This window comes from Colwellia psychrerythraea 34H (genome assembly GCF_000012325.1).
Classification (GTDB): domain Bacteria; phylum Pseudomonadota; class Gammaproteobacteria; order Enterobacterales; family Alteromonadaceae; genus Colwellia; species Colwellia psychrerythraea_A.
Window position 1 is genome coordinate 4,109,785 of the sequence record NC_003910.7, and the last position, 22,647, is coordinate 4,132,431.

The following is a 22,647-nucleotide window of genomic DNA, read 5'->3' on the forward strand; positions in this document are numbered from 1 at the left end:
CCACTTTAAGTTGTGCAATTTATGTCATCTACTATGAAACAATTAATTACCGTTACCGACTTGAAGGGTAATTATACCTATGTAAATCAAGCATACTGCCAAACAACTGGCTACCAAGAAAGTGAATTACTCAATACTGATACTCGTAGTTTAACTCATGAACAAATGCCTAAAGTTGTGCTTGATGAGCTATCAGCAACCTTAGCAAAAGGTTTTTCATGGCACGGTTTATTAAAGCTAAAAAGCAAAACAGGTAATAAAATTTGGCTAGATGTTTTTATTACCCCGCAATACAGTCAAAATAAAATAACGGGTTTCCAATGTATTAGCTCCATCGCAGATACTTCACTTACGAGCAATGCAGAACAGATCTATCAAGCACTAAATAAAAATAACAACTGGATAACCTTTGAGTTTACTAAAAACCATAAGTTTGCTTTTCTAGTTTTACTGTCCATTATCGCGCAAGGCTTTATTTTTACTCAGCTAGGCTTGTTCGCCTCCATTGTTGCAGGGCTAAGCGCCATTACCCCAGTTCTCGTTTTTTGGTCTGATATCATTCCGACCGCTATGCGTGCCCAGCGTATGCAGAGCGTATTTGACTCAGTATCTCGTAAAGTGTATTTCGGTAAAGGCACCGCCAGCGTTTTTGATTTTAATTTCTTACTGTTAAAAACCAAAATCAAAGCCATTATTGAGCGTACGCTTGACGCAGCTAAACCAATAAGAGCCGTTATGGCAAAAGTAAGTCAAGGTTTAACAGATACTAGAACAACATTAGCACAGCAGAAAAATGATTTAGAACAGCTCAGTACCGCAATGAATCAAATGCAAGATTCTACGCAAGATATTGCACAAAACACGGTTAATGTTGCCAGCGAATTAGAAATCACTTTCGAACATTGTGAGCAATCTCAGCAAAGTATTTATGAAACTAGTGACAAAATAAGTCATTTAGCACAATCAGTAGAAAGTGCATCAAGCTCAGCTGATAGCTTAACGCAGTCGGCGAATAACGTCGGTGCCTTGATGGAAGAAATTCAATCAATTGCTGACCAAACAAATTTATTAGCATTAAATGCAGCTATTGAAGCTGCACGTGCAGGTGAACATGGCCGAGGTTTTGCCGTCGTTGCCGATGAAGTACGAAATTTGTCATCACGCACTCAAGATTCAGCTGTAAAAATTCATCAACGCTTAACCATTATGCTTAATACCATAGAGGAATGGGTCGCCTTGATGAATAAAAATAAAGATGAAGCGCAGTTCTGTGTTGATAGTGCTCAAGCGTCTCATCAGCAAATTAATTCAGTAGTCGAAAAAATGCAAAATATTAACCAAGCGGCAACTCAAATAGCCACAGCAGCTGAAGAGCAGTCTCACGTATCTCACGAAATAAATAGCCACTTAACAGATATTGCACAAAATACCGAATCGACTTGGCAGCAAACTGACAATGTCGCCGAGCAAATGGAACAATTGGCAAAAAGTGTTGATGATATTGCCGACCTGGCGAGCACCTTTGTCCCCAAGAAGTAGGTAAATAAGGAACTGATCATGACTTGGAAAAACACTCAAAATCACTATGGTTCGATTTCAATTAAAATGCACTGGTTAATGGTGGTTTTAATGATTTTTGTTTTTGCCAGTATTGAAGGCAGAGTGTTTTTTGAAAAAGGTACCGAGCTACGAGATCTCTTCAAGATGTGGCATTTCATGCTTGGTTTATCGGTATTTATTTTAGTCTGTGCGCGCCTCTATTTACGCAGTGTACAAGTTATTCCCCAAATAACCCCGCCACTTTCAGTTATTCAAGCTAGGGGCGCCCATATGGCGCACTTGGTGCTTTATGTTTTCATGATTGCCATGCCAATTTTTGGTTGGTTTGTGCTCAGTGCAAAAGGCAAAGTCATTCCCTTTTTCGGATTAGAGTTACCCGCTCTTATTCCCTATGACAAACCTTTTGGCAAAGTATTAGAAGGCTGGCACAAAGAAATTGGCTCATGGGGTTATTATCTGATTGCCTTTCATGCAGTAGCAGCGTTAGTGCATCATTACATTCAAAAAGATGACACGCTAACACGTATGTTACCGGTAAAGAAAAACCACTAAGGAAGCAGCTCTTCGCTAGTTTCTATGAAAACAGTTTTACTGCCATCACAATGCAAGTCTGCTATAAAATGTGGCGAGCCATCATCATGGATCTCTAAATAACCCAAGCCACTTTTAGGTTGCAGACGTTGGTGACCTAACTTCAATTTCTGCTCTTGCTCATCAACCATTAACTTACGTCCTTTAATACGCATAGAGCGACGTTTTGTAAATAAATTAAGGGGGGAATAAGGGCCATAAAACCAACGATTCATTCGGTCAAATAAACCAATGAGCGGTTGAGGGAATTGGTTCTTAATACCACTCGAAGTAATTTGCCAAATATGGGGTGAATGGTGACGAAAACGCAATTCAATATCGTAAACAAAAGAGTAATGCACATCGCCTGAAAGAATAATAAAGTGTTCTGGTGTTTTAGGGTGTTTGAAAATATTCAACAAGGTACTCGCGGCGCCTGGATGCGCCATCCAATTTTCAGCATCTACTGCTAAGGGGTGTCCTGCTAAAGTGGCAATGCGTTGAATAGTTTCAATAACCTTAACACCAAAAATAGGTGCTGGTGATACCAATAAGATAGCGTTATGGCCTATCAATTCTTGTTGTAATTCACATAAAGCTTCCCAATCCATTAATCCTGAAGGGTCATCCAACGCTTGTTCTGAGCGCCAGCGACGCGTTCGACTATCAAGCACGACTAACTTAGGCTGACTATCAAGGGTGTATTGCCAATGGGAGAACTTCAATAGATAGTCAATAAACCTATCTTGCGAGCATGAGGCTTTCGAACTTAATCCTTGTGAATCATCGTCTTGTTGCGCTGAATTTGGTTCTTTTTGATTAGCATTTGCCACTTGGTACTCATTAGCAACTGCATAAAAATCCCCTTGAAATTGTTTAGGATCATTACCCCAACCTTGGCATAACCAATAAGCAAACAAACTATTGCCGATAATACGTTTTGCCAACGGGTCTTGATAAGCAGCCTGCTCCCATGCAGCCGTTAAATTCCAATCATCGGTAACATCATGATCATCAAAAATCATGTAGGTTGGTGTGTGCGCAAGTAAGCGCTGCACTTTATCTAAACCACTAATAAAACCTTTAATTGCGGCTAACTCTTGCTGATGAATCGCTTGGTATTTATCAGGGACAATAAAATCGTCCAATGTCACCTGCTGCCATAGGGTCGGTGACCACACTAAAAAGTACATTGCCATATTCTCAGCAAAGGTCATCACATGATTGTGAGCATAGGTGGAGGTAAAAATGGCTTGTTGTTTTCTTGATGTAAAAAAAGCGGCGGGTGAATTACTTTTAGGTAACAGTAACTCCCGTTGAAAGTATTGTTCACTAAACTGATAAAGCTCACTACCGCAAGTAATGCCTTGTTCAGCTAAATTTTCATCACTAAAACTTTCATCATTTAATCCTAATAAAGCGATCACTTGGTGAATTGCATGGAGTGTTACGCCGGCAACATGATCAGCATAAATTTGATCGCCAGACATCATCAATAACGCCGGCCTTCTTTCAACATCTGATAAGGTTTTTCCAACTAATTGATCGCCTGCTAATAAGCTATCAGGGCTCTCATGATGTGGATTACGACAAGACCCATGAAGTAAATTATTTATATTCTCTTGGATAATAAAGGAGGGGCGACTTTTATTGCTATAGGCTAAATGCGGAATAATATCAGCTAGGCATTTACTACTCTCTTCAGCGCGAGTAGTAGCGCTAATATCGATACTGTCTTGAGCCTTATTGTCACTAAAACCAAAGCTATCACTTGAGTTTACAAGTCGTAAATCATATTCAATATAAGTCTCTGCCGGTAAGTTAATACTTACATCAAATAAATGAACAACAGCTTTTTCACCAACACGAAAAGTCGTTAAATTACTTTCATCAAGTACTGCGGTAAAGATTAATTTGTCTGTATCTACAGTATTTTTATATGGGGTATGTGTATCTTGGGACTTGGTTAAGGCGTCATCATAGGTTGAATTATCGTTACTTAGGTTTTCATTACTTAAGCTATCCTTACCTAAGTAACAACAGAGCTCTCCACGACACTCAAACGGACTAAGCCACCACAACACTAATTGTTGTGATGTTAAACGTCGTAAAATTGGCCCCACTAAAATTTCTGCTAACACCTAAGTCTCTATTATCTAGTTAAATTAGTTATACATTAACATAATGTATAACTAAGTTTATCTCGTAAACTCGCCTTAATAGCAAGATGAAATTGTTACCTTATGTGATTCCCCTCCGAGCACTCTATATTGTCTATTGAGCAGCTTACCACTGTTACCTTGTCACAATGCTGTTACAAATCCTTCATCGTTGATTCATCTTTACTTTACCAAACTGTCATTTTAAATCACTAGGATACTGAGGAAGTTAATGCATGCGCATTAACTTCCTAACTTCTAACCTTAAATTAAAAACAAAGGAAGCACTATGAACTCAATGTGGGTTTCACTTTCAGCCTTGTCATCATTTTTACTCTCTAGCGTCGCCGTTGCTGGCGTTTTACCCGACGTACAAAAAAACAGTCAGTGGTTTGCTGATGGCGAACAATCTGTTATCGCTAAAACGAAACTAACGCCGCGTAATAAAGCAAAAAACGTCATTTTATTTGTCGGTGACGGCATGGGTTTATCTACCTTAACCGCGGCACGAATTTTAGCTGGACAAAATGAAGGTAAATCAGGAGAAGAAGGTTATTTAAGTTTTGAAACCTTTCCTTATTCAGCGCAAGTTAAAACCTACAACGTCGACGCTCAAACGCCAGATTCTGCTGGTACCATGACAGCCATGATGTCAGGCGTAAAAACAGATGTCGGCGTTATTGGTGTGGATGAAGATATTGCCCGAGGTGATTGCTCCACAGTTGCAGGTAATGAGTTAGTGACCTCACTTGAGGCTGCAGAAATTAAAGGTTTATCAACGGGCATTATTTCAACGGCGCGCATAACCCACGCAACGCCTGCTGCTACCTATGCAAAATCTGCCGATCGCAACTGGGAAGATATCTCTGACATGCCTGAGGCTGCAGTAACGGCTGGTTGTGTTGATATTGCAACACAACTTATTGATTTTGAGAAAAATTTAGAACAGCGTTTCCCTGGCATTGATGTTGATGGCATGGAAGTCGCTTTTGGTGGTGGTCGTCGCCATTTCCTTCCTAAAGATGAAAGCTTCAACAGCGCCGATGCCAGTAGTGCTATTGAAGGTGATCGAACTGATGGCATTGACCTAACAGCCAAGTGGCAAGAGCAGTATCAAAACGGTAAATATGTTATTGACCAAGCGGGTTTTGATGCTATTGATGCCACTAGCACTGAGCGCGTATTAGGACTTTTCAATGAATCTCATATGCAATATGAAGCAGACCGCAAAAATGATATTGCTGGTGAACCTTCATTAACTCAGCTAACTAGCAAAGCCATTGATATTTTAGATAACAATGACAAAGGTTTTTTTCTTGTGGTTGAATCTGGACGCATTGACCATGGCCATCATGCAGGCTCTGCCTACAATGCATTGACCGATACCATAGAGTTTTCAAATGCTGTACAAGCAGCTATCAACAATACTAACCCCGAAGAAACCTTAATATTAGTGACTGCGGATCATAGTCATGTATTTACCATTGCAGGTTACCCTAAACGTGGCAATCCGATATTAGGCAAGGTAGTTAATGTTGGTGATACTGAGCCGGCACTCGCTAACGACAATATGCCATACACCACCTTAGGTTATACCAACGGTAAAGGCTTTAGGAATTTAGTTAATGAAACCAATGCCGACCTTGCTTATAACGATGATGCCGTTGCTGGTCGTCAAGACTTAACCACTGTTGATACAAGTTCAACAGGTTTCCATCAAGAAGCAGCAATACCATTGGGTTCAGAAACCCATGCTGGTGAAGATATCAGCCTACATGCCTCAGGCCCTGGTGCTCATTTAGCACAAGGTGTTATCGAGCAAAGTGTTGTTTTTCACATCATCAATCAATCTCTTGGCTTAATTGCTCAGTAACTTGCTAATAGAAAGGAATTAACAATGAAAGCCTTAAATAAAAAATCAAATAAAACATTAAATTTAACATTAAAATTAACCTCATTAGCCGTGTTAGCCGCATTAGCAGGTTGTGATGGCAGCGACGGAACAAGTGGTGATAACGGTACCCAAGGTACAAGCAGTTTAATCAGCCAAACCTTAGTTACTGTTGGTCACGAACAATGTCTTAACGGTGGCGTACAAATTGATTCAGGCTTAGATAGCGATAGCTCAGGTATTTTAGACGCGGGTGAAATTACAACAACAGAGTTTGTTTGTAAACCAACAGTGACTCAAATGCAGGGTTCATCACTGACCGCGACGACCAATAACCTTTGGTATGAACAAGGACAAAATATTTTAGGCCAAGCGCAGTTAAATGCTAAATCTTTGGTTAATGCTCGCGGTAAAGCAAAGAATGTCATTTTATTTGTCGGTGATGGCATGGGTTTATCAACCGTTACTGCCGCACGTATATTAGCAGGACAGCAATTAGGAAAATTAGGTGAAGAACACGAGTTAAGTTTTGATAAATTCCCTTACTCTGGTTTTGCAAAAACCTACAATGTTGATGCACAAACGCCTGATTCTGCTGGCACGATGACAGCGATGATGTCAGGTGTTAAAACCGATGCAGGCGTCATTGGTGTTGCCGAAGCCATTAAGCGTGGCGATTGTGCTACTGCATCAGGTAATGAACTGGTTACAGCATTAGAATTGGCTGAGATTGCAGGGAAATCAACGGGTATTATCTCTACGGCTCGTATTACTCATGCAACGCCCGCAGCAACCTATGCTAAATCTGCGGAGAGAAATTGGGAAGATATTTCAGACATGCCTGCCACAGCTATTGCCGCTGGTTGTGTTGACATAGCGTCGCAGCTTATCAGCTTTGAAAGTGATATTGAGAGCCGTTTCTCCGGTACTGATGTTGATGGTATCGACGTTGTGCTAGGTGGCGGAAGACGCCACTTCTTACCAAAGGACGCAGCATATAATACCGCTGATGCAACCAGTTCTGTTGAAGGTGATAGAACTGATGGTCGAGACTTAACGGCAGAGTGGCAAGCGCAATATCCAACGGGTAGTTTCGTGATTGACCAAGCGGGTTTTGATGCAGTTGATAGCAACGCTACACAACGTTTATTCGGTTTGTTTAATGAATCACATATGCAATATGAAGCCGACCGTAAAAATGATATTTCGGGTGAACCTTCTTTACGTGAAATGACCAATAAAGCTATTGATATACTTGATAATAATAAAGAAGGTTTTTTCTTAATGGTTGAAGCGGGTCGCATAGATCATGGCCATCATGCAGGGAGTGCGCACGGAGCATTAACCGATACCATCGCATTCGCTGATGCAGTACAAACTGCTGTTGAAAACACTGACCCTGAAGAAACTTTGATTATTGTTACAGCCGATCATAGTCATGTATTTACCATGGCAGGTTATCCAAAACGTGGTAATCCAATTTTAGGTAAAGTCGTGAGTGTAGGAAAAACTGAACCAAGCTTAGCAAAGGATGGCATGCCTTACACCACATTGGGTTATACCAACGGTAAAGGTTTTAGAGATTTAGGCTCAGAAACTGATGCCGATGAAGGATATAACGGTGATGCGATAACAGGGCGTCAGGACCTCACTCTGGTTGATACAAATTCAGCAGGTTTCCACCAAGAATCTCTAGTACCAAGAGGCTCAGAGACACATGCAGGTGAAGATGTCGGTATTTATGCAATGGGACCTGGCGCTCACTTAATTACCGGCACAAATGAGCAAAGTGTTATTTTCCATGTAATGGATTATGCCGCTGACTTAGTAAAAAAAGCTGAAAAGGCAATGAACTAATTCGCCATTAATCAGCCTGTTTAGAAGTAATATAAAGAGAAGCTGCCACGTTTTGTAAAAAACAGGCAGCTTCCTTTCATTTACTTTACTTTACTTATTTTACATTGTTTAACCAACTCACCTATTTCTTATGAGAGCAATATTAGTATGAAAATTATCTCTGTATCACGATTAACCCTACTGCTATTCACAATATTAGGGGTGACCACATCAGTCAATAGTACCGCCGGCGAATGCAAAATATTACCCAAGGTACTTAGCGCTTATTATGATTTTAACCAACAGAAAAGCAATAATAGTGAAGGAAACAAAATACAGATACTGGCAGCTAAACAAACACAATCATTTGAATTACACCGATACAATAATAGAGTCTTGCAGCGAGATATTAACCAAGGCGTTAATGATATTTGGTCGCACAAGGGCAATCGTTTATCGTTAAATAGAGCTTTTGAGCAATACCAACACACCATTGAGTATCAATCAAATGAATTAAGATATCAGCCGAAATGGCAAGATATTTTTCAATTAGTCGCGACACCTGATTTAGATAAAATGCAGCTTGTCGAGCAAAAAAATTCAGGTTGCCAATTAGAACAGCATTATTTTCATAAGACTAAAACATCAGAATATCAATTAGTTTGGTTACCTAACCTTCAGTTAGTCAAGTTCTTCGAGCTCAAGAGTCCAACTTTGACTCGCCAGTGGTCATTAACAAATTATCAAGGTAGCGTCGAACAAATCGCAGTACTCTTTGCTGAATATTCACGTTATCAAAGTACTGATTATGCCGATGTTGGCGATAACGAATCAACGCCATTTTTAGCAGCTATGATTAATCAAGGGTTTTCAGCCAGCCAGAATACACGGGCTCTACACACACATCATGAAGCACATTAAGTTCAGGGGTTTCCTATGACCAAGGAGTGATGTTGAAATAAGTCACGGAAATGACTTCTTTCAACGTACTTCTCAACCCTCTAGGTTATCACTTTTTAATAAACTTATTCGCTGACCAAGCCATATAAAGTATTCATCACAATGTCCAATCCTTGGGTAACTTCTGCTTCATTCATTGCCGCAAAACCCAGCCGGATAAACCGATATTTTGTCCTAGGTAAGTCATCAGGCAACTCATTAAATCTACTAAATTCCACTTCGGTTTGTAAGTACACTTGCTGTGGAAGTAACTTCTCTTTTAGCCCAATAATCGACTTACCGGTATCAAGCCATATTGCCATACCGCCAGCAGGTACTTCGAAATGTATTGGTAAGCCTTTATCTTGAAAGGATCTTAGCTGTTGAACCATAAAATCACGACGCTTTTGATATAAACGTGTCATACGTCGTAAATGTGCTTCAAAGCCACCTTGCTGCATCCACTTAGCCACCGCTTGTTGAACTAAAACATTACACTTATGGTTCATTACCATTTTATAAGCCGCCACTTGCTCAATTAGGGCATTATTTGCCACAACATAGCCAATACGTGCGCCACCAAACATCAGTTTTGAAAAGGTAGATATATAGATAACCAAACCTGCTGGATCATCAGCAGCCATAGGTGCAATCGGCTGGCTGTCATAATGAAATTCGTGATCATAATCATCTTCTACAATGGCGACACCGTATTGCACCGCTAATTGATAAATTTGCATACGCCTAGAGATATCTAAAGAGACAGTCGTTGGGTATTGATGTAATGGCGTAAGATAAAGCAACTTAACCTTACCTTTTGCAAATACTTGCGCTAAATGCTCAGGATTTATGCCTCGCTCATCTTGTTTAACAGCAATTAATGTCGCACCTGTGCGCTCAAAGGCAGCCCAAGCTGGTGGATAACCTAACTGCTCAACCGCAACTTTATCACCGGGTTGTAGAAGTAACTGTGAAATCATATACAAGGCTTCTTGTGAGCCATTGCAAATCATCAACTCTTTATCAGTAATCGAGCGAACGCGTCGTAAATACGTGGCTATTTCCTCAATAAGCTCAGCTTCTCCGCGACTATCACCGTAACTTAAATCATCTATTTTAGGACGCTGACACGTTTGTGAAAAATGACTTTTAAACTCATCAAAAGGAAATTTCCTGATATCAGGCTGGCCACCAGAGAAGTTATAAGGATATTCGCTCGCTTTAACTTTCGGCGTAACAGCAAAGGTTTGTTTGACTCGAAATTTCCAGTCAAAACTTTGCGGTGTTTTCGCCACTTTATTTATTGTACGACTGCCTTGAATTGGCAGGTTTTCTACTACTCGATAACCTGAACGCTCTCTTACTTCAACCCAGCCTTGCGCTACTAACTCAGCCAAGGCCGCCATAATAGTATGACGATTTACCGATAACTGCTGAGCAAGTTTTCGTGCAGAAGGTAATGCTTCTGTCGGCGCAATCTGTCTTTCTCTAATCGCCTTTCTCAAGGCATCAGCAATCGCCAAATACTTTGCTTGCTTCGATGACGATTTATTAGGATCCGAGTTTTCATAAAATACTTTCAACGTTAACGCTTTCAATCTGGTCTACCAAGTTATCAATATCTGGTTGTAGTAGTTATACCAAAACCAATCATAATAACAAGCATAATAACAACTATTACCTAACCTTTTATGGAGCAACTTATGTTAAAACCAAGGCTAAAGCCAACCACGTTAGAAACCAGTTTACTAAAATTAGAACCAATGAACTTGCAACACTTAACAGGTTTTTTATCGGCAGGAAATCACTCACAAGTATGGCAGCATATGCCAATAAATCGTTGTCAAAATACAGAGATTGCAGCGGCGTGGATGAAAGAAGCAATTGATGAAATGACCCAAGGTTTACAGATCGCCTTTGTCACCATTGATAAGAGAACTAATAAAATAATTGGTTCAACACGTTTGTTTCGATGTAATGACAAAGATAAGAGTATTGAGATTGGTCATACGTTTATCACCCCTGAATTCCAGCGAAGTTACGTTAACTCTCATGCAAAATACTTAATGCTAAAACATGCCTTTGAACACTTGGGCATGGCGCGTGTTGAAATTTGTACTCATGAAGATAATCAACAATCTCGACAAGCGATTGCCCGTATTGGTGGTCACTTTGAAGGTGTTTTAAGAAAACATCGCCGAGCACCGAATGGTAACTATAGAAATACTGCATTATTTAGCATCATTGATGATGAATGGCCTCAAATAAAACGACACTTGTTAAGCACAGGAAAAAACCAAGAGGAATTCAGTTATGTACCCAGCTAAGCATTATCAAACAAATGAAGAAAACATTACCCATTATCATGAGATTATTGAGAGTAACCCCTTAGCAACACTACTATTTAGTCATGAATCAGAGATTGACGTTAGTCATATTCCTTGTCACTTTTCTCTCAAGACTTCTAACACGAACACACAGCAACTAGAAAGAAGCACGCTTACGGCTCATGTGAGTAATCATCACCCGTTAGCCAAAGTGCTACAGCGTTCATCAACAGTAGCCCTTCAATTAGTTTTTCATGGTGAAGATGCGTACATATCACCACGGGATGTTTCTAAGCAACATAGCCATGCGCAAAGCGTACCCACTTGGAATTATGCCAAGGTACATGTATCTGGTATCGCCCATGAGGTAAAGGATAGTGATGATAAGTATCAATATATGGCAGCGAGTACCGCTTACTTCGAGCAACGTCGTTCGACAAACAACATCGATAAGCCATGGTCTATAGAAGAGGCTCCAGCAATTGCCATTAAAAAAATGCTTAATGCTATTACTATTTTTAGTATTAATATTACTCACCTTGAAGGCAGATTTAAGCTCAGTCAAAACAAATCGAAAGCAGTACAAAAAGAGATAGCAGAACAATTAACAACAAGGGGTGTTGAAGAGCTAGGACAACTTATGCTTGCACTTTAACAGAATGGAAAAGTGATTAGAAAATGAAAAAGGCTAATATTCAAGGCATTGAATATTAGCCTTTTAGTGGTAACTGAGAGTTAACTAAAGTTTCTAGTTAAAGTGAGACTTAAAAATAATAACCAAAATTAATATTAAATCTTGTTTGCCAGTCATCACTATCGCCTGCCATGGTGCCACCGACAAATGGCTGATTTTTTGCTCTAACCAAATCAACGTAGGTATAAAGTCCACCCGCTGAAATAGCGACGCCCAAGACGTTCATAATAGTGTCATTATTAAAGTCGCCCGACTTATCTGTCATCAAATTATAATTATTATAAAAATTTAATGAGGTAATAGGTCCAAACTCAACAGGTTGTAAGTAGGCAACATTAACAGTATAAAGCTTGGCTTCACTTGGAATGGAATCATAAAAACTGTAAGCTCCAACCGCAATGGAGGGCGAGTATTCATCAAAATCATACTCATAGTCGGTATATTGTAGCTTTACGTTCCAACGATCAAATTGTGCATCACTGTGTATCGCATAAGCAGTTCGTTCACCTATGGATGAGCTTGAGTCACGCAAATCACCGCTTAAGTAAGAGAAGCCCAGTTCAACATTCGATAACTGATAGGCATAACGTAAACTTATTGTATTATGCTCGGCAGCTGCATTGTCAGGTTCGTCATAAATACCTTCATCATTAGCACGAACACCAACAATATCGTAAGAGTATCGATCTGATCTATCATCTACGTAGCCATCGATGCCGCCCATTTCATCAGTAAAGAAAAAAGCGATCCTTAAATCATGTTCATCAGTTTTTCTAATAAACTTTATACCCGCATCATAATCATCTTCTAAACCAACATAATAATTACTACTAAAAAAGTAATTATGTGAGTTGTAGTTCAAGTTACCAAATGGCACACGTGTTATACCTATTTGACCTTGCCATTTTTCATCAAAATCATAACCGGCCCAAGCATGATGAATTACATTCATGTATTGAAACCAGCGATATTGAGCAGATAAAATTACCCCGCCAACTTCACCATTTAAATCAAGACGGAAAACATCAAAATCTAAATCGCCTCCTCGGCTAGTATTATCATCATTATAGTCTTCATAAGAATACTGAAAGCGGACTGCCCCACCTAACTTAATACCCGTATCTTCTTTTTTATCTACTGTTAACTCTACTTCACTATCAGCAGAGTTAACTGAATCTTTTAGCGCCTGTATTTCTTTTTCTAATTGATTAACTTTTTTTATTAGTGCTTCATCATCAGCTGAAAAAGATGATGATGAAAAACACATAAAAACTAAAGTAATGGCCAAGAATTTCATAATACCTACCTAGATATATTTCATTAAAATATTGCGAACTTTGCTAATTATTACATATATTTACACTTTATATGAATATAGTTACAGTTTTCCGCTAGATAGAAATATTCACTGTAAACTAAACAGTGAACATTAGTAGTCATGAAAATGTGTTTTCTCGGCCATTTTAATAAATAGAATTAAGCTGTGGGAAAATTTATTAAGACTTTGCCTATATCTGATCCCACCTAAAAAACTACCTGAACCGATTTGAATATTCTGCGGGTTCTAGACCTTACAGCGGCTCCATAAGACAAAAGCTTATGCCCTTGTTAAAGCTTAATAGTTTTTCCTTATTTAAAGATCCAGCTCTAACGTATCTTGGGCAGCTCTAGAGACGCACAGACACATAAGCTTATTTACTTTGTCGGTGTTAGTTAGACATTCATCTTTGTGGATAACATTGCCGTTAACTACAGGAACAACACACGTTTTACATTCGCCCGTTTTACAACTGTAAGGCACATTAATACCTTGAGCTAATACTGCGTCTAAAATAGATTCTTGGGCCGACACCGTAAATTGTTTTGAAGAGCGTTTAAGTGTCACAGTAAAGGGTTTTGCCGTAGCATCTATCTTATGCTCAAAACGCTCAAAATGTAGGCGTGTACTATCAATGCCATGCTGTTTAGCCAGTTCAAGCAACTGATCTATCATCTTTTGCGGGCCACAAAAGTAAAAGTGTGCCTTTATAGGAGAGCTAGTTAATAGCTTTTCTAAATTTAGTTTATTGCCTTCATCACTCGCGTATAGATATAATTTATCGCCTAGTTGCCTGCTTAGTCGATCACTGAAGGCCATTTCATCGATTGAGCGACCGCAATAATGCAGTGAAAAATCACGCTGCTGACTGGTTAGCGTTAAGGCCATCGCTTTAATGGGGGTAATACCAATACCACCAGCGATCAACACAACAGGATCTGTTGACTGTTCAAGGGGAAAGTAATTTTGCGGCTGTACACAGTTTAACCTGAGCCCAAGTGTGAAATATTGATGAATAACCGCAGAGCCACTTTCTTCAATATCGCTATTATCTACGTTATTGTCTTCTTTCAACTCATTATGATCATTTAGTACGGCAATTTCATAACAATCAGTTCTACTGGGATTTGAACAAAGTGAATAATGTCTGTGCGTAACTTTCCCATCATTTAATACTACAGGTATTGCCAAGTGTGCACCGGCCTCAAAAGCAGGTAATGCCTCACCCTTTACATGTCTGAGCTCAATAGCTCTAATACGAGGGGTCAATTGTCTAATACCACTAATAACTAACGGTAACTCTCCCTCTCCAGATATTTTCGGATAATCAGGTAAGCTTACTTTGGCTACTGCACTGTTTTTTGATAAACCTTCACCTGATGACGAGGCAAGCTGCTGCGTTTTCAACTGTGCTTTTAGGTCTGAAAGCTCATTCGTTAGCGGAATAATTAATGACTCAATTTCACTTTCACTATATCTAGGTGTTATATGCTGTGGGCAGTTCCAATCAAATGCTTCGACTTTAATAACAAAACCTCGCTCTACTTTAGCTCGATAATCATCATCTTCAAGACTGGCAAGTGTTTGCCAATCATCTTCAGCTACTTGACTGATTCGTCCCATCAATTTTAAGCGACGTTTATTTGGATAATCGACAAATATCAAAGCAACACGATCATTATTACGGAAATTTCCTGCACTTACATACTGGCGATTACCTTTATAATCAGCAAAACCTAATGTAGAAGCATCAAGCACCTTCAAAAAACCTTTAGGTCCGCCACGGTGTTGAACATAAGGCCAATCGGTTTCACTAACGCTGGCCATATATAAACTATCTCGTTGGGCAATAAACTCGGCTTCAACTGCGGATAAGAGAAAATTGTAATCCTCACCTTGGTCCATACTGGCATAACCTGCTCGGCTATTCTGCTCTTGCTGCATTGCTCTTACTGTCTCAGTAAAGGCTAGTTGTGCGTATTTATGTGCCATGGTCGACTCCTACAGGATCATTAAACTGATTATTAGACTAAGTAAATGGTTACACTATGTTGACAGCTGATAATTGTTGTTAGCTATAACGTTTTGATAACCACCTTTTACTGAATAAAACTTTCAAATTGAAATAATTCAAATGAACTCCCTGTTCATTTGAACTATTATTAAGATGCTTTTTGCAGGGAAATTTTAGGAAAATCGATAGCTACACGACTTGCCTTACCCAAAATATTGGTCATGATATTCATGCCCACATGAGTAATAATTTCAACAATCTCAGCATCTGAATAACCTGCATTACGTATTTCAAGTAACTCAGCAGTGGTCACTTCACCGTTGTGCTCAGCTAAAGAACGCGCAAACTTCACCGCGATAGCTGCTTGTGCATCTTGACTACCACCCGCTCTATTTTCAGCCATTTCATCTTCCGTTAAACCAACGCCTTTACCTATTGCAGTGTGCGCCGAAACACAATATTCACAGGCATTTTGTTCAGCTAAACCTAAGGCAATACGCTCTTTAGTTTTAGAGGTTAACTCTCCCTCGTTAGCTATAGAGTGTAAACCTAAAAATGCTTTTAAGGCTGCAGGTGAGTTTGCAAATACTTTTAAAAAATTTGGTACCATGCCGAGTTGGCTTGTTATCGCAGCATAAAGCTCTGCTTGTTCTGGATTTGCTTGCTCTGGGGTAACTAAATTAATACGACTCATTGTTCTTCCTTATTCTCATTAAAATATAAAATATGAACTGACATATAACGTTATGCTCATGTTCATGATGGTGTTAATAACTATCTTTCAACAACGCACTGTCGGTTATTACTCTTTACTACGTTGCAATATTACGCTTAGTTATTGTCATCTCATCTGATGATTTAATGCGGCTAACCAAGCGATGAAGCTATTGTGAAACAAAACGGTTTAATTAAGAATAAGCATGATTTACAATTAATTATTTCAAATACTGAAATAATCAACGAAGAGACAGACAATGGATACATTCCACTTAATGAAGGTTTATATTGCCGTTGCTGAAGAGCAAGGCTTCTCAGCGGCGAGCAGACGCCTCAATATGTCTGCGCCCACGGTTACCAGAGCAGTCGCACACTTAGAAGAGACATTAAAAGTAAAGTTGCTCAATAGAACCACGCGTTATGTCAGAATGACTGAGGCTGGTGCTCGTTATTTGGAAGATGCAAAAAGAATTTTGCACGATGTAAAAGTTGCCAACGAAGCTGCGTTAGGTATCAACGCTACCCCACAAGGAAAAATTAGCGTTACCGCCCCAGTACTTTTTGGTCAGCAGTTCGTATTGCCAACGATCACCGACTATTTAGTGCGTTATCCACAGACACAAGTGAATGCTGTTTTTTTAGATAGGGTGGTTAATTTACTCGAAGAAGGTCATGACGTTGGCATTCGCATTGGTGAGCTACATGATTCAAGTATGCGTGCAAAAAAGGTCGGTAACGTTAGGTTGATACTCGTTGCATCTCCTGAGTATTTAGCGAAAAATGGTATTCCAAAAAACTGTCAGGAGTTGGCTCAGCACACACTTATTGCGGCTAATACCGGTAGCCTAAATCCGGATTGGCAGTTTCTGGTTAATAAAAAAAATCAAACAATAAAGATCAACCCTAGGTTGACCGTTACTACAAATCAGGCAGCAATTAATGCGGCAAAAAATGGTTTAGGAATAACCCGAATTATTTCATATCAAGTTGCTGAAGAGCTTAAAAATAATAAGCTTAAAATACTATTAGAAAATTTTGAGTATCCTGCCAAACCCATTAATATAGTTCATAGAGAGGATAAATTTTCTTCCGCAAAAGTCAGAAGTTTTATCGACTTACTCGCTGAAAATCTGCAAACTAATTCCGCTTTAAACTAATATTTTTCTGAACAGTATTCTCTAATACCACTTTGCTGAAGTTAGTCTTTGAGAATCTATACCGAAAATATTTGTCTGTTTTATCTATAGCGGACATGGCATATCAAACACATTCCTCTGACATTTTCCCGATAGCGGAGGTTCCCCATAGATAAGAACATGAGTATTTTGATGAGAAACTATTGCCAATAACCGGTTAAACATGAATGCGAACTAAACCACCAATTTAAGACAGTCGAGGATGCAGTAATGTTAGTGGAATAAAGGGAAAACGCTAAGAAATTCAGACCAAACAGAACTATAGGTCAATAACGCAGAAGTTCACTTTGGAAAATAATTAGTTCGGATTTTGTTAACTTAAAAGTACCTAACTTTTACCAAAAAGGGGAGTATCACATACCAACATGTGTTTTCATTTTAAGAAAAATGACGTCTATTTTACCTATATTTTAATTGGCAGTGACTTTTGCCAATACATACAGACCGAGACTGGTTATTATTTTTATCAAACTTCAATGAGCGTTAAAACGAAAAATACAGCGCAATATGATTTTTCTCGTTTTAACTAATACCTATCCACTTTAATCATTCGAAATATCTAATTTACTATGCTGAACTCTCAATGGAGATGTTATTCCACTTTGTATGTACATGCTTTGTGCTTTCTTGATATCAGAAAGGTTTCCTGATGATATGCATTTCCACTCATCAATCATATGGCAGTATAGATACCAGACAGTTTTACTTTTCATATATGTTCCTTAGCGACAGTATTGCGATAACATATTTAAAGATTAATTCAAAAAGGTATATCTAGACAAACGAATTTTTTTAAGTAATGAGTGAAAAAATTTCACGTATATAAAGATCCTACTTCGATTAATGTGGAGTAGACAAACACTTGGATTATGAGCTTAGCTGCAGTCACATATTGTTCTCGTTCTGTAACTATACTTTGCTCTTTTGGGTATGGAATTCGTCTCAAAACGATTTTGGGAACGTCCGCTATACAAAACTTTTTAATTCCTCTGCCAACTTGCTTAGATCAACTAACTGATGTTCTGTTGAACTCGACAAACACTCAAAACGTCAAACTCTTATTTCTTCTCTGCGCGCTTAGGGAACATTAGCACTAATAAAGATTAGCACCAGACAAAAAGCAGCTGAGGGTGTAATCGTCACTTGTGCCACAGAGAGGTCATGAATATTGTAGATTAGTATCACTGTAAAATGTTTTTCTTCAAACTGCATATCGATAAATCGCCTTGTTGCAATGAAATTCAACAACTATAATTAGAACTGGCGCATTTTATTAAAAATGCAAACTAGGTACTTAACGTATTATTATATAAGTGAATTATTACCATGATTGAACTTACGTTACAAAAGGTTGGCACTGGCTTTGGCGTTGAATTACCTCAAGAAGTACTTGACCAACTACAAGCTAGCGGTGGGCAATGTATTTTCTTAGAAAACATGTTTGACGGCAGCTATCGATTGGCAAAGCATGATGAAAAATTCGTTGAAAATATGACGTTAATCGACGGCCAAATGCACGAGGAAGATGCATAAAAATGACCTGCATAATTTTTAGGTCGCCAGTTCTATATTTTCTACAATAAAATAGTCTAGCAGGATAATAATAATAATTGCTGAGGCTTAATCTAACATTCTTAAATAATAGCTTTGTCTAAAGCGAGCAATTAGGTAAGTCAAATTATGCCAAAAACCTGACCTTCAATTGATATGAAAAAGCAGCCATGTAAAGACTGCTTTGTGCTCAAACAGCAGCCCTTAAAAAGATATCGACATGTCTAATCGAATCCACTTTTTACAATCCTTGCCCGAACTCAAGCACCGTTTGAGATAGTATCTGTTTTGCCTTCTCTCGAGATAGACAGTTAGATAAAGGGTCATTATAAAATAATTCTTTGCTAATTTTTTTTTCAGGGGATACCCACATCATGTTGTCTAAAACAGCTTCAACTTTACAGCTAAAGCTCTCACCATTCATGATATAGAAAACTTTAAGACTATCAGTTCGATTAATTAGGTTCTTGTAGGGGTAATTTTCAGCCCTATCTACAGTAAAATGTTCTGCACCTGCTAAATTACAAAACAAAAAGACACTTGTTAAATACATGGTTTTAAATGATTTTACTAATGAGTCATTCATTTATTCTCTCGATTAATCTCTAAAGTGTAGATAACAGATTAAATATGATAAGGTTTAAAAACAAACGATATAAAATTAACTTCAATTAAGAAAAACTTAAGTATGAAATATTTACCACCATTGAAGTCCTTACAGTTTTTTCTGGCTGCGGGACAATCTAAAAACTTTAAACAAGCAGCCGAACAACTTAACGTAACGCAAGCAGCAGTCAGCCAACAAATTCGATCGTTAGAGGAAAACTTACAATCAAAACTATTTGAACGTACAAATAGACACACAATGCTTACCGAAAAAGGCCGAACACTACTACCTTTCATACAAAGAGCATTTGAAGAACTATCATCCGGTATACAAAGCATTACAGGTGATCAAAACCCACAAGTTTTACGTATTTCTACAGTACATTCATTTAGTTCTCTCTGGCTAATTCCTAGGCTTCAAGAGTTCCAGAAATTACATCCTGAAATAATGGTGCAACTTGCTCCTTCCAGTGAACTTATTGATTTTAAACAATCACATATTGATTTAGCAATTCGTATGGGAAGAGGTGGTCACTCTGAGTTAGTACAAAAAAAAGTCTATGATGATAATCTGACATTTGTTGCAAGCCCAGAGTTACTAACTGGTATTAATAAAGACATCCCGGAGCAAGTATTTCGTTTGCCTTGGATAGAAGACACTAGTATTGGAATACAGGAAAGGTTTCAAGATTATTGTAAAAGCGTAAATATTAAATTTGAAACATTAGTACCCGTAATTAAAACGAATGACGCACTTCCTTTGATTGATAGTGCTGTTCAAGGCCGTGGTTTCTTATTAGTAAATACTAGCTTAGTCATCGAACATTTACGCACAGGTCGTTTGGTCAAACTACTCAACTACTCTAGCAAAAGTCCTTATTCACTTTATCTTGTTGCGCCGGAACAACAATTTTCATGGAATAAAGTTAAGCTATTTGAAGACTGGATAGTTCCTAAGTTACTAGAGTCATTCTCCAATCTAGAAGTTCGCTAATAGCTCATGATAACGCTGAGTAAGTAAATAGTTATCAACAGCATAAATTTTTTATTAAGCTTAACTAGTTTTTTACACAACAACTATAAAAGCATAAATTTATGTCGGCTATATGATTGTATAATTGACTTTCATACTCTTAGGGATTTTCGTCTTCTCTACACACCAAAGGAGCATTAGCGCTGATAAATATTAGTGCTAAAGATAAACCGATTGGGGATTTCATCCCCCCGATGCAATGCCTTGTTAGCGGTATTAGTAACCACCTTCAAGTTCTTTAGATACTATTTCAGAGGTTAATTCAGGTATGATTTGTTTTTGATTTCTTGCACAAATATATCTAGATCCATCACCTTTACGACAATTATAATAACTACCCCAAGATCGGTTATCAGCAACAGGAATTAGGTAAGCTATTTCTCCTTGCCCTATAGCATCATGACTTATTAAATCTCGTTCAGTTAAGCGCGCCTGCCGAATTGCCTGCATTAATTCAATTTTCGCTGTTGATTGTTCTGCCTTAGTAGCCGAGTGTTCAGCACTTTGAGCAAAGTATGCTGATAAAGCAGAAATTGCGGCAGGTATTATCGCTAGTATTACTGCTTGCTTAAATGTTAATTCCATCGCCATAAATACTCTCAGTGAAGTTTAGAAGTAGCTAACACCGACTTAAGCGGTAAATATAGTTGGCAAAAGAAGAACGAAGTGAAAGCCAACTGTATTTTTCCGTTTGAAGTTCTTGTTATGTTTATCAACTAATTTAAAATACGCTTTTCCATTGCTCAGTGTCTACGAACCACCGTTCCTCATAAATTTGATCACCTTCAAACTTGAACAAGACTGACAACTGAGAGGCTATCATCTTATCGGACTTCCACTCTACAATAGAGACAATTTCATTTTCTCCTTCGAGCTGACGAAGCCCCGTAATTTCGAAACCTGGAGGCAGGATTTCCCCAAGATTATCTAAAGCAGAACGGAATGCTTGTCGCCCCTTTAAAACATCAGCTTGTCCTGGCATGATGAATATCATTTTTTCTACATAGTCAGTTACTAACGTATCAAAATCTCCAGCACCAAGAGCTTCCCAACCACGTTGTACTATATTGGCTAAATTCATTACTTTATTTCCTATAGGGTTTAAACAGTTTAACTATAGAAGTTATCCACTAATATTACTGAGATACTGAAACATATAGAAAACTATTCAAAGCAAACTGTCACTTTTACCACTAATCTGGAGTTAGCATTTAAGAGCTTATACTGACAATTTTTTGTATATTTTGACCTACAGTGGACATGGCTGAACAATCACACTTATCAAATGGCCTGCTGATAATGGAGGTTATCATGAACTAAAATGTGACTTTTTATTATGACTTTTGTTAATGAATCGTTTGGCGGAATATGAACTAAGCACTATTACGCTAACTCACTTAGTTGGGCTTTGATAACTAATCAGTAAGCATAAATAATGTCAGCTATGTATAAATATAACGATGGTTAGCTGACATATACGTCAATAGATTAGCTAATGTTTTGTTGACGAGTACAAGCTATTACTTGAACACTTTGACAACATTTTAAACTCTTTTTGTAGCGCTTTACCTTCTTCTGTTTTCTCCATTACATTCTCCCCTGCTGCCCAAGATTGCATGTTTGGATAGACATCAACAAACATAAACCCATTGTGATTTCCTACTCTAGGCTCCATATCATAGGAGTTAATCCCGCCTCCTTTAACATTAGCATTCATGAATTTTACCCATTTTTCATTCAATACTGCAGCATCTTTCATCGTTTTATTTTCTTTCAGCTTACATTGCCAAACATCTACAATATGTTTTTCAGCGTAACAATTTGCGCTAAATATAAGTATTAAGGGGATCGTAAACTTTATTAAATTATTCATTATGATTCCTTGATTAAATTGACCAAAGAAAACGTGGGAGGAACTATTACCCAAGACATCATTCTAAAATTACTTCAGCTCAATTATTGTTCACATATATTGTTAATGCAAATAACTGAAATTTTCAGACCAGCGAACTCAAGCAAAATGGACTATTGATTTAACATTTCTAAAGGTAATGAATGACTATGGAGTTGTCACAGGTGCCATCTATATATGAAATATCGACAACAGTAAAGAGTTTGAAGGGGGCGTATATTATCCCATTTTTATTAAGTGAAGTTACAGAATTCAGTGAGGGTAAATTTTCAATAATTAACTCTGCTTAATTATCTTAAGCAGAGTTAATTATTAAATTTTATA

General features: G+C 38.2%; 19 protein-coding genes. 10 read left to right on the top strand and 9 right to left on the bottom strand.

Translation table 11 applies throughout. From position 1 onward, the window contains the following. Positions 1–21: 21 nt before the first annotated feature. Positions 22–1,539 carry a methyl-accepting chemotaxis protein gene (locus CPS_RS17570; protein WP_011044673.1) on the top strand — a complete coding sequence of 506 codons (1,518 nt, stop codon included), beginning with the start codon at positions 22–24 and terminating at the stop codon, positions 1,537–1,539. Between the two features lie 18 nt (positions 1,540–1,557). Next, positions 1,558–2,112: a cytochrome b gene (locus tag CPS_RS17575; RefSeq protein ID WP_011044674.1), complete on the top strand. Its 555-nt coding sequence runs from the start codon at positions 1,558–1,560 to the stop codon at positions 2,110–2,112. Here CPS_RS17575 and CPS_RS17580 read toward each other — a convergent pair. Next, on the bottom strand, positions 2,109–4,271 hold the full coding sequence (locus tag CPS_RS17580) for a hypothetical protein (protein ID WP_041737117.1): 2,163 nt from the start codon (positions 4,269–4,271) through the stop codon (positions 2,109–2,111). The genes CPS_RS17575 and CPS_RS17580 overlap by 4 nt on opposite strands. 307 nt (positions 4,272–4,578) lie before the next feature. Here CPS_RS17580 and CPS_RS17585 point away from each other — a divergent pair, with 307 nt between their 5' ends. From CPS_RS17585 to CPS_RS17595, 3 genes are all read left to right on the top strand, one after another. After that, a complete protein-coding gene (locus tag CPS_RS17585; protein ID WP_011044676.1) occupies positions 4,579–6,162 on the top strand; it encodes an alkaline phosphatase in 1,584 nt (527 codons plus the stop codon). 24 nt (positions 6,163–6,186) lie between these two features. Then, positions 6,187–8,037: an alkaline phosphatase gene (locus tag CPS_RS17590; protein ID WP_011044677.1), complete on the top strand. Its 1,851-nt coding sequence runs from the start codon at positions 6,187–6,189 to the stop codon at positions 8,035–8,037. A gap of 147 nt (positions 8,038–8,184) precedes the next feature. Then, positions 8,185–8,937, top strand: a complete 753-nt coding sequence (locus CPS_RS17595) for a hypothetical protein (protein WP_011044678.1) — start codon at positions 8,185–8,187, stop codon at positions 8,935–8,937. A gap of 104 nt (positions 8,938–9,041) precedes the next feature. On the opposite strand, the gene CPS_RS17600 is transcribed toward CPS_RS17595, so the two are convergent. After that, complete coding sequence (locus CPS_RS17600) at positions 9,042–10,538, bottom strand: PLP-dependent aminotransferase family protein (protein ID WP_138140310.1); 1,497 nt, start codon at positions 10,536–10,538, stop codon at positions 9,042–9,044. 120 nt (positions 10,539–10,658) lie between these two features. On the opposite strand from CPS_RS17600, the gene CPS_RS17605 reads away from it, so the two are divergent. Together CPS_RS17605 and CPS_RS17610 are read left to right on the top strand one after the other, a co-directional pair. Continuing rightward, positions 10,659–11,282, top strand: coding sequence for a GNAT family N-acetyltransferase (locus tag CPS_RS17605; protein WP_011044680.1), 624 nt, complete (start codon positions 10,659–10,661; stop codon positions 11,280–11,282). Then, complete coding sequence (locus CPS_RS17610) at positions 11,269–11,937, top strand: FMN-binding negative transcriptional regulator (protein ID WP_011044681.1); 669 nt, start codon at positions 11,269–11,271, stop codon at positions 11,935–11,937. The genes CPS_RS17605 and CPS_RS17610 overlap by 14 nt, the downstream gene beginning before the upstream one ends. Before the next feature lie 109 nt (positions 11,938–12,046). Here the strand turns inward: CPS_RS17610 and CPS_RS17615 are convergent, their stop codons facing one another. The 3 genes from CPS_RS17615 to CPS_RS17625 all read right to left on the bottom strand — a co-directional run bounded on the left by CPS_RS17615 (position 12,047) and on the right by CPS_RS17625 (position 16,002). After that, complete coding sequence (locus CPS_RS17615) at positions 12,047–13,273, bottom strand: porin (protein ID WP_041737118.1); 1,227 nt, start codon at positions 13,271–13,273, stop codon at positions 12,047–12,049. A 336-nt stretch (positions 13,274–13,609) separates the two neighbouring features. Beyond that, positions 13,610–15,286: a 2Fe-2S iron-sulfur cluster-binding protein gene (locus CPS_RS17620; RefSeq protein ID WP_011044683.1), complete on the bottom strand. Its 1,677-nt coding sequence runs from the start codon at positions 15,284–15,286 to the stop codon at positions 13,610–13,612. A gap of 170 nt (positions 15,287–15,456) precedes the next feature. Further along, positions 15,457–16,002, bottom strand: a complete 546-nt coding sequence (locus CPS_RS17625; protein ID WP_011044684.1) for a carboxymuconolactone decarboxylase family protein — start codon at positions 16,000–16,002, stop codon at positions 15,457–15,459. A gap of 280 nt (positions 16,003–16,282) precedes the next feature. Between CPS_RS17625 and CPS_RS17630 the strand changes: the two genes are divergently transcribed. Together CPS_RS17630 and CPS_RS17635 are read left to right on the top strand one after the other, a co-directional pair. Continuing rightward, positions 16,283–17,182, top strand: a complete 900-nt coding sequence (locus CPS_RS17630; RefSeq protein ID WP_011044685.1) for a LysR family transcriptional regulator — start codon at positions 16,283–16,285, stop codon at positions 17,180–17,182. A 1,365-nt stretch (positions 17,183–18,547) separates the two neighbouring features. Then, positions 18,548–18,754, top strand: coding sequence for a hypothetical protein (locus CPS_RS17635; RefSeq protein ID WP_011044687.1), 207 nt, complete (start codon positions 18,548–18,550; stop codon positions 18,752–18,754). A 259-nt stretch (positions 18,755–19,013) separates the two neighbouring features. On the opposite strand, the gene CPS_RS17640 is transcribed toward CPS_RS17635, so the two are convergent. Further along, complete coding sequence (locus CPS_RS17640; protein WP_011044688.1) at positions 19,014–19,358, bottom strand: hypothetical protein; 345 nt, start codon at positions 19,356–19,358, stop codon at positions 19,014–19,016. Between the two features lie 102 nt (positions 19,359–19,460). On the opposite strand from CPS_RS17640, the gene CPS_RS17645 reads away from it, so the two are divergent. Next, on the top strand, positions 19,461–20,372 hold the full coding sequence (locus CPS_RS17645; protein WP_011044689.1) for a LysR substrate-binding domain-containing protein: 912 nt from the start codon (positions 19,461–19,463) through the stop codon (positions 20,370–20,372). A 255-nt stretch (positions 20,373–20,627) separates the two neighbouring features. Here CPS_RS17645 and CPS_RS17650 read toward each other — a convergent pair whose 3' ends face one another. From CPS_RS17650 to CPS_RS17660, 3 genes are all read right to left on the bottom strand, one after another. Beyond that, positions 20,628–21,002, bottom strand: coding sequence for a hypothetical protein (locus CPS_RS17650; RefSeq protein ID WP_011044690.1), 375 nt, complete (start codon positions 21,000–21,002; stop codon positions 20,628–20,630). A 130-nt stretch (positions 21,003–21,132) separates the two neighbouring features. Next, positions 21,133–21,492, bottom strand: a complete 360-nt coding sequence (locus CPS_RS17655) for a nuclear transport factor 2 family protein (RefSeq protein WP_011044691.1) — start codon at positions 21,490–21,492, stop codon at positions 21,133–21,135. Positions 21,493–21,903: 411 nt separating this feature from the next. Further along, a complete protein-coding gene (locus CPS_RS17660; RefSeq protein WP_041737119.1) occupies positions 21,904–22,284 on the bottom strand; it encodes a hypothetical protein in 381 nt (126 codons plus the stop codon). Positions 22,285–22,647: the final 363 nt, after the last annotated feature.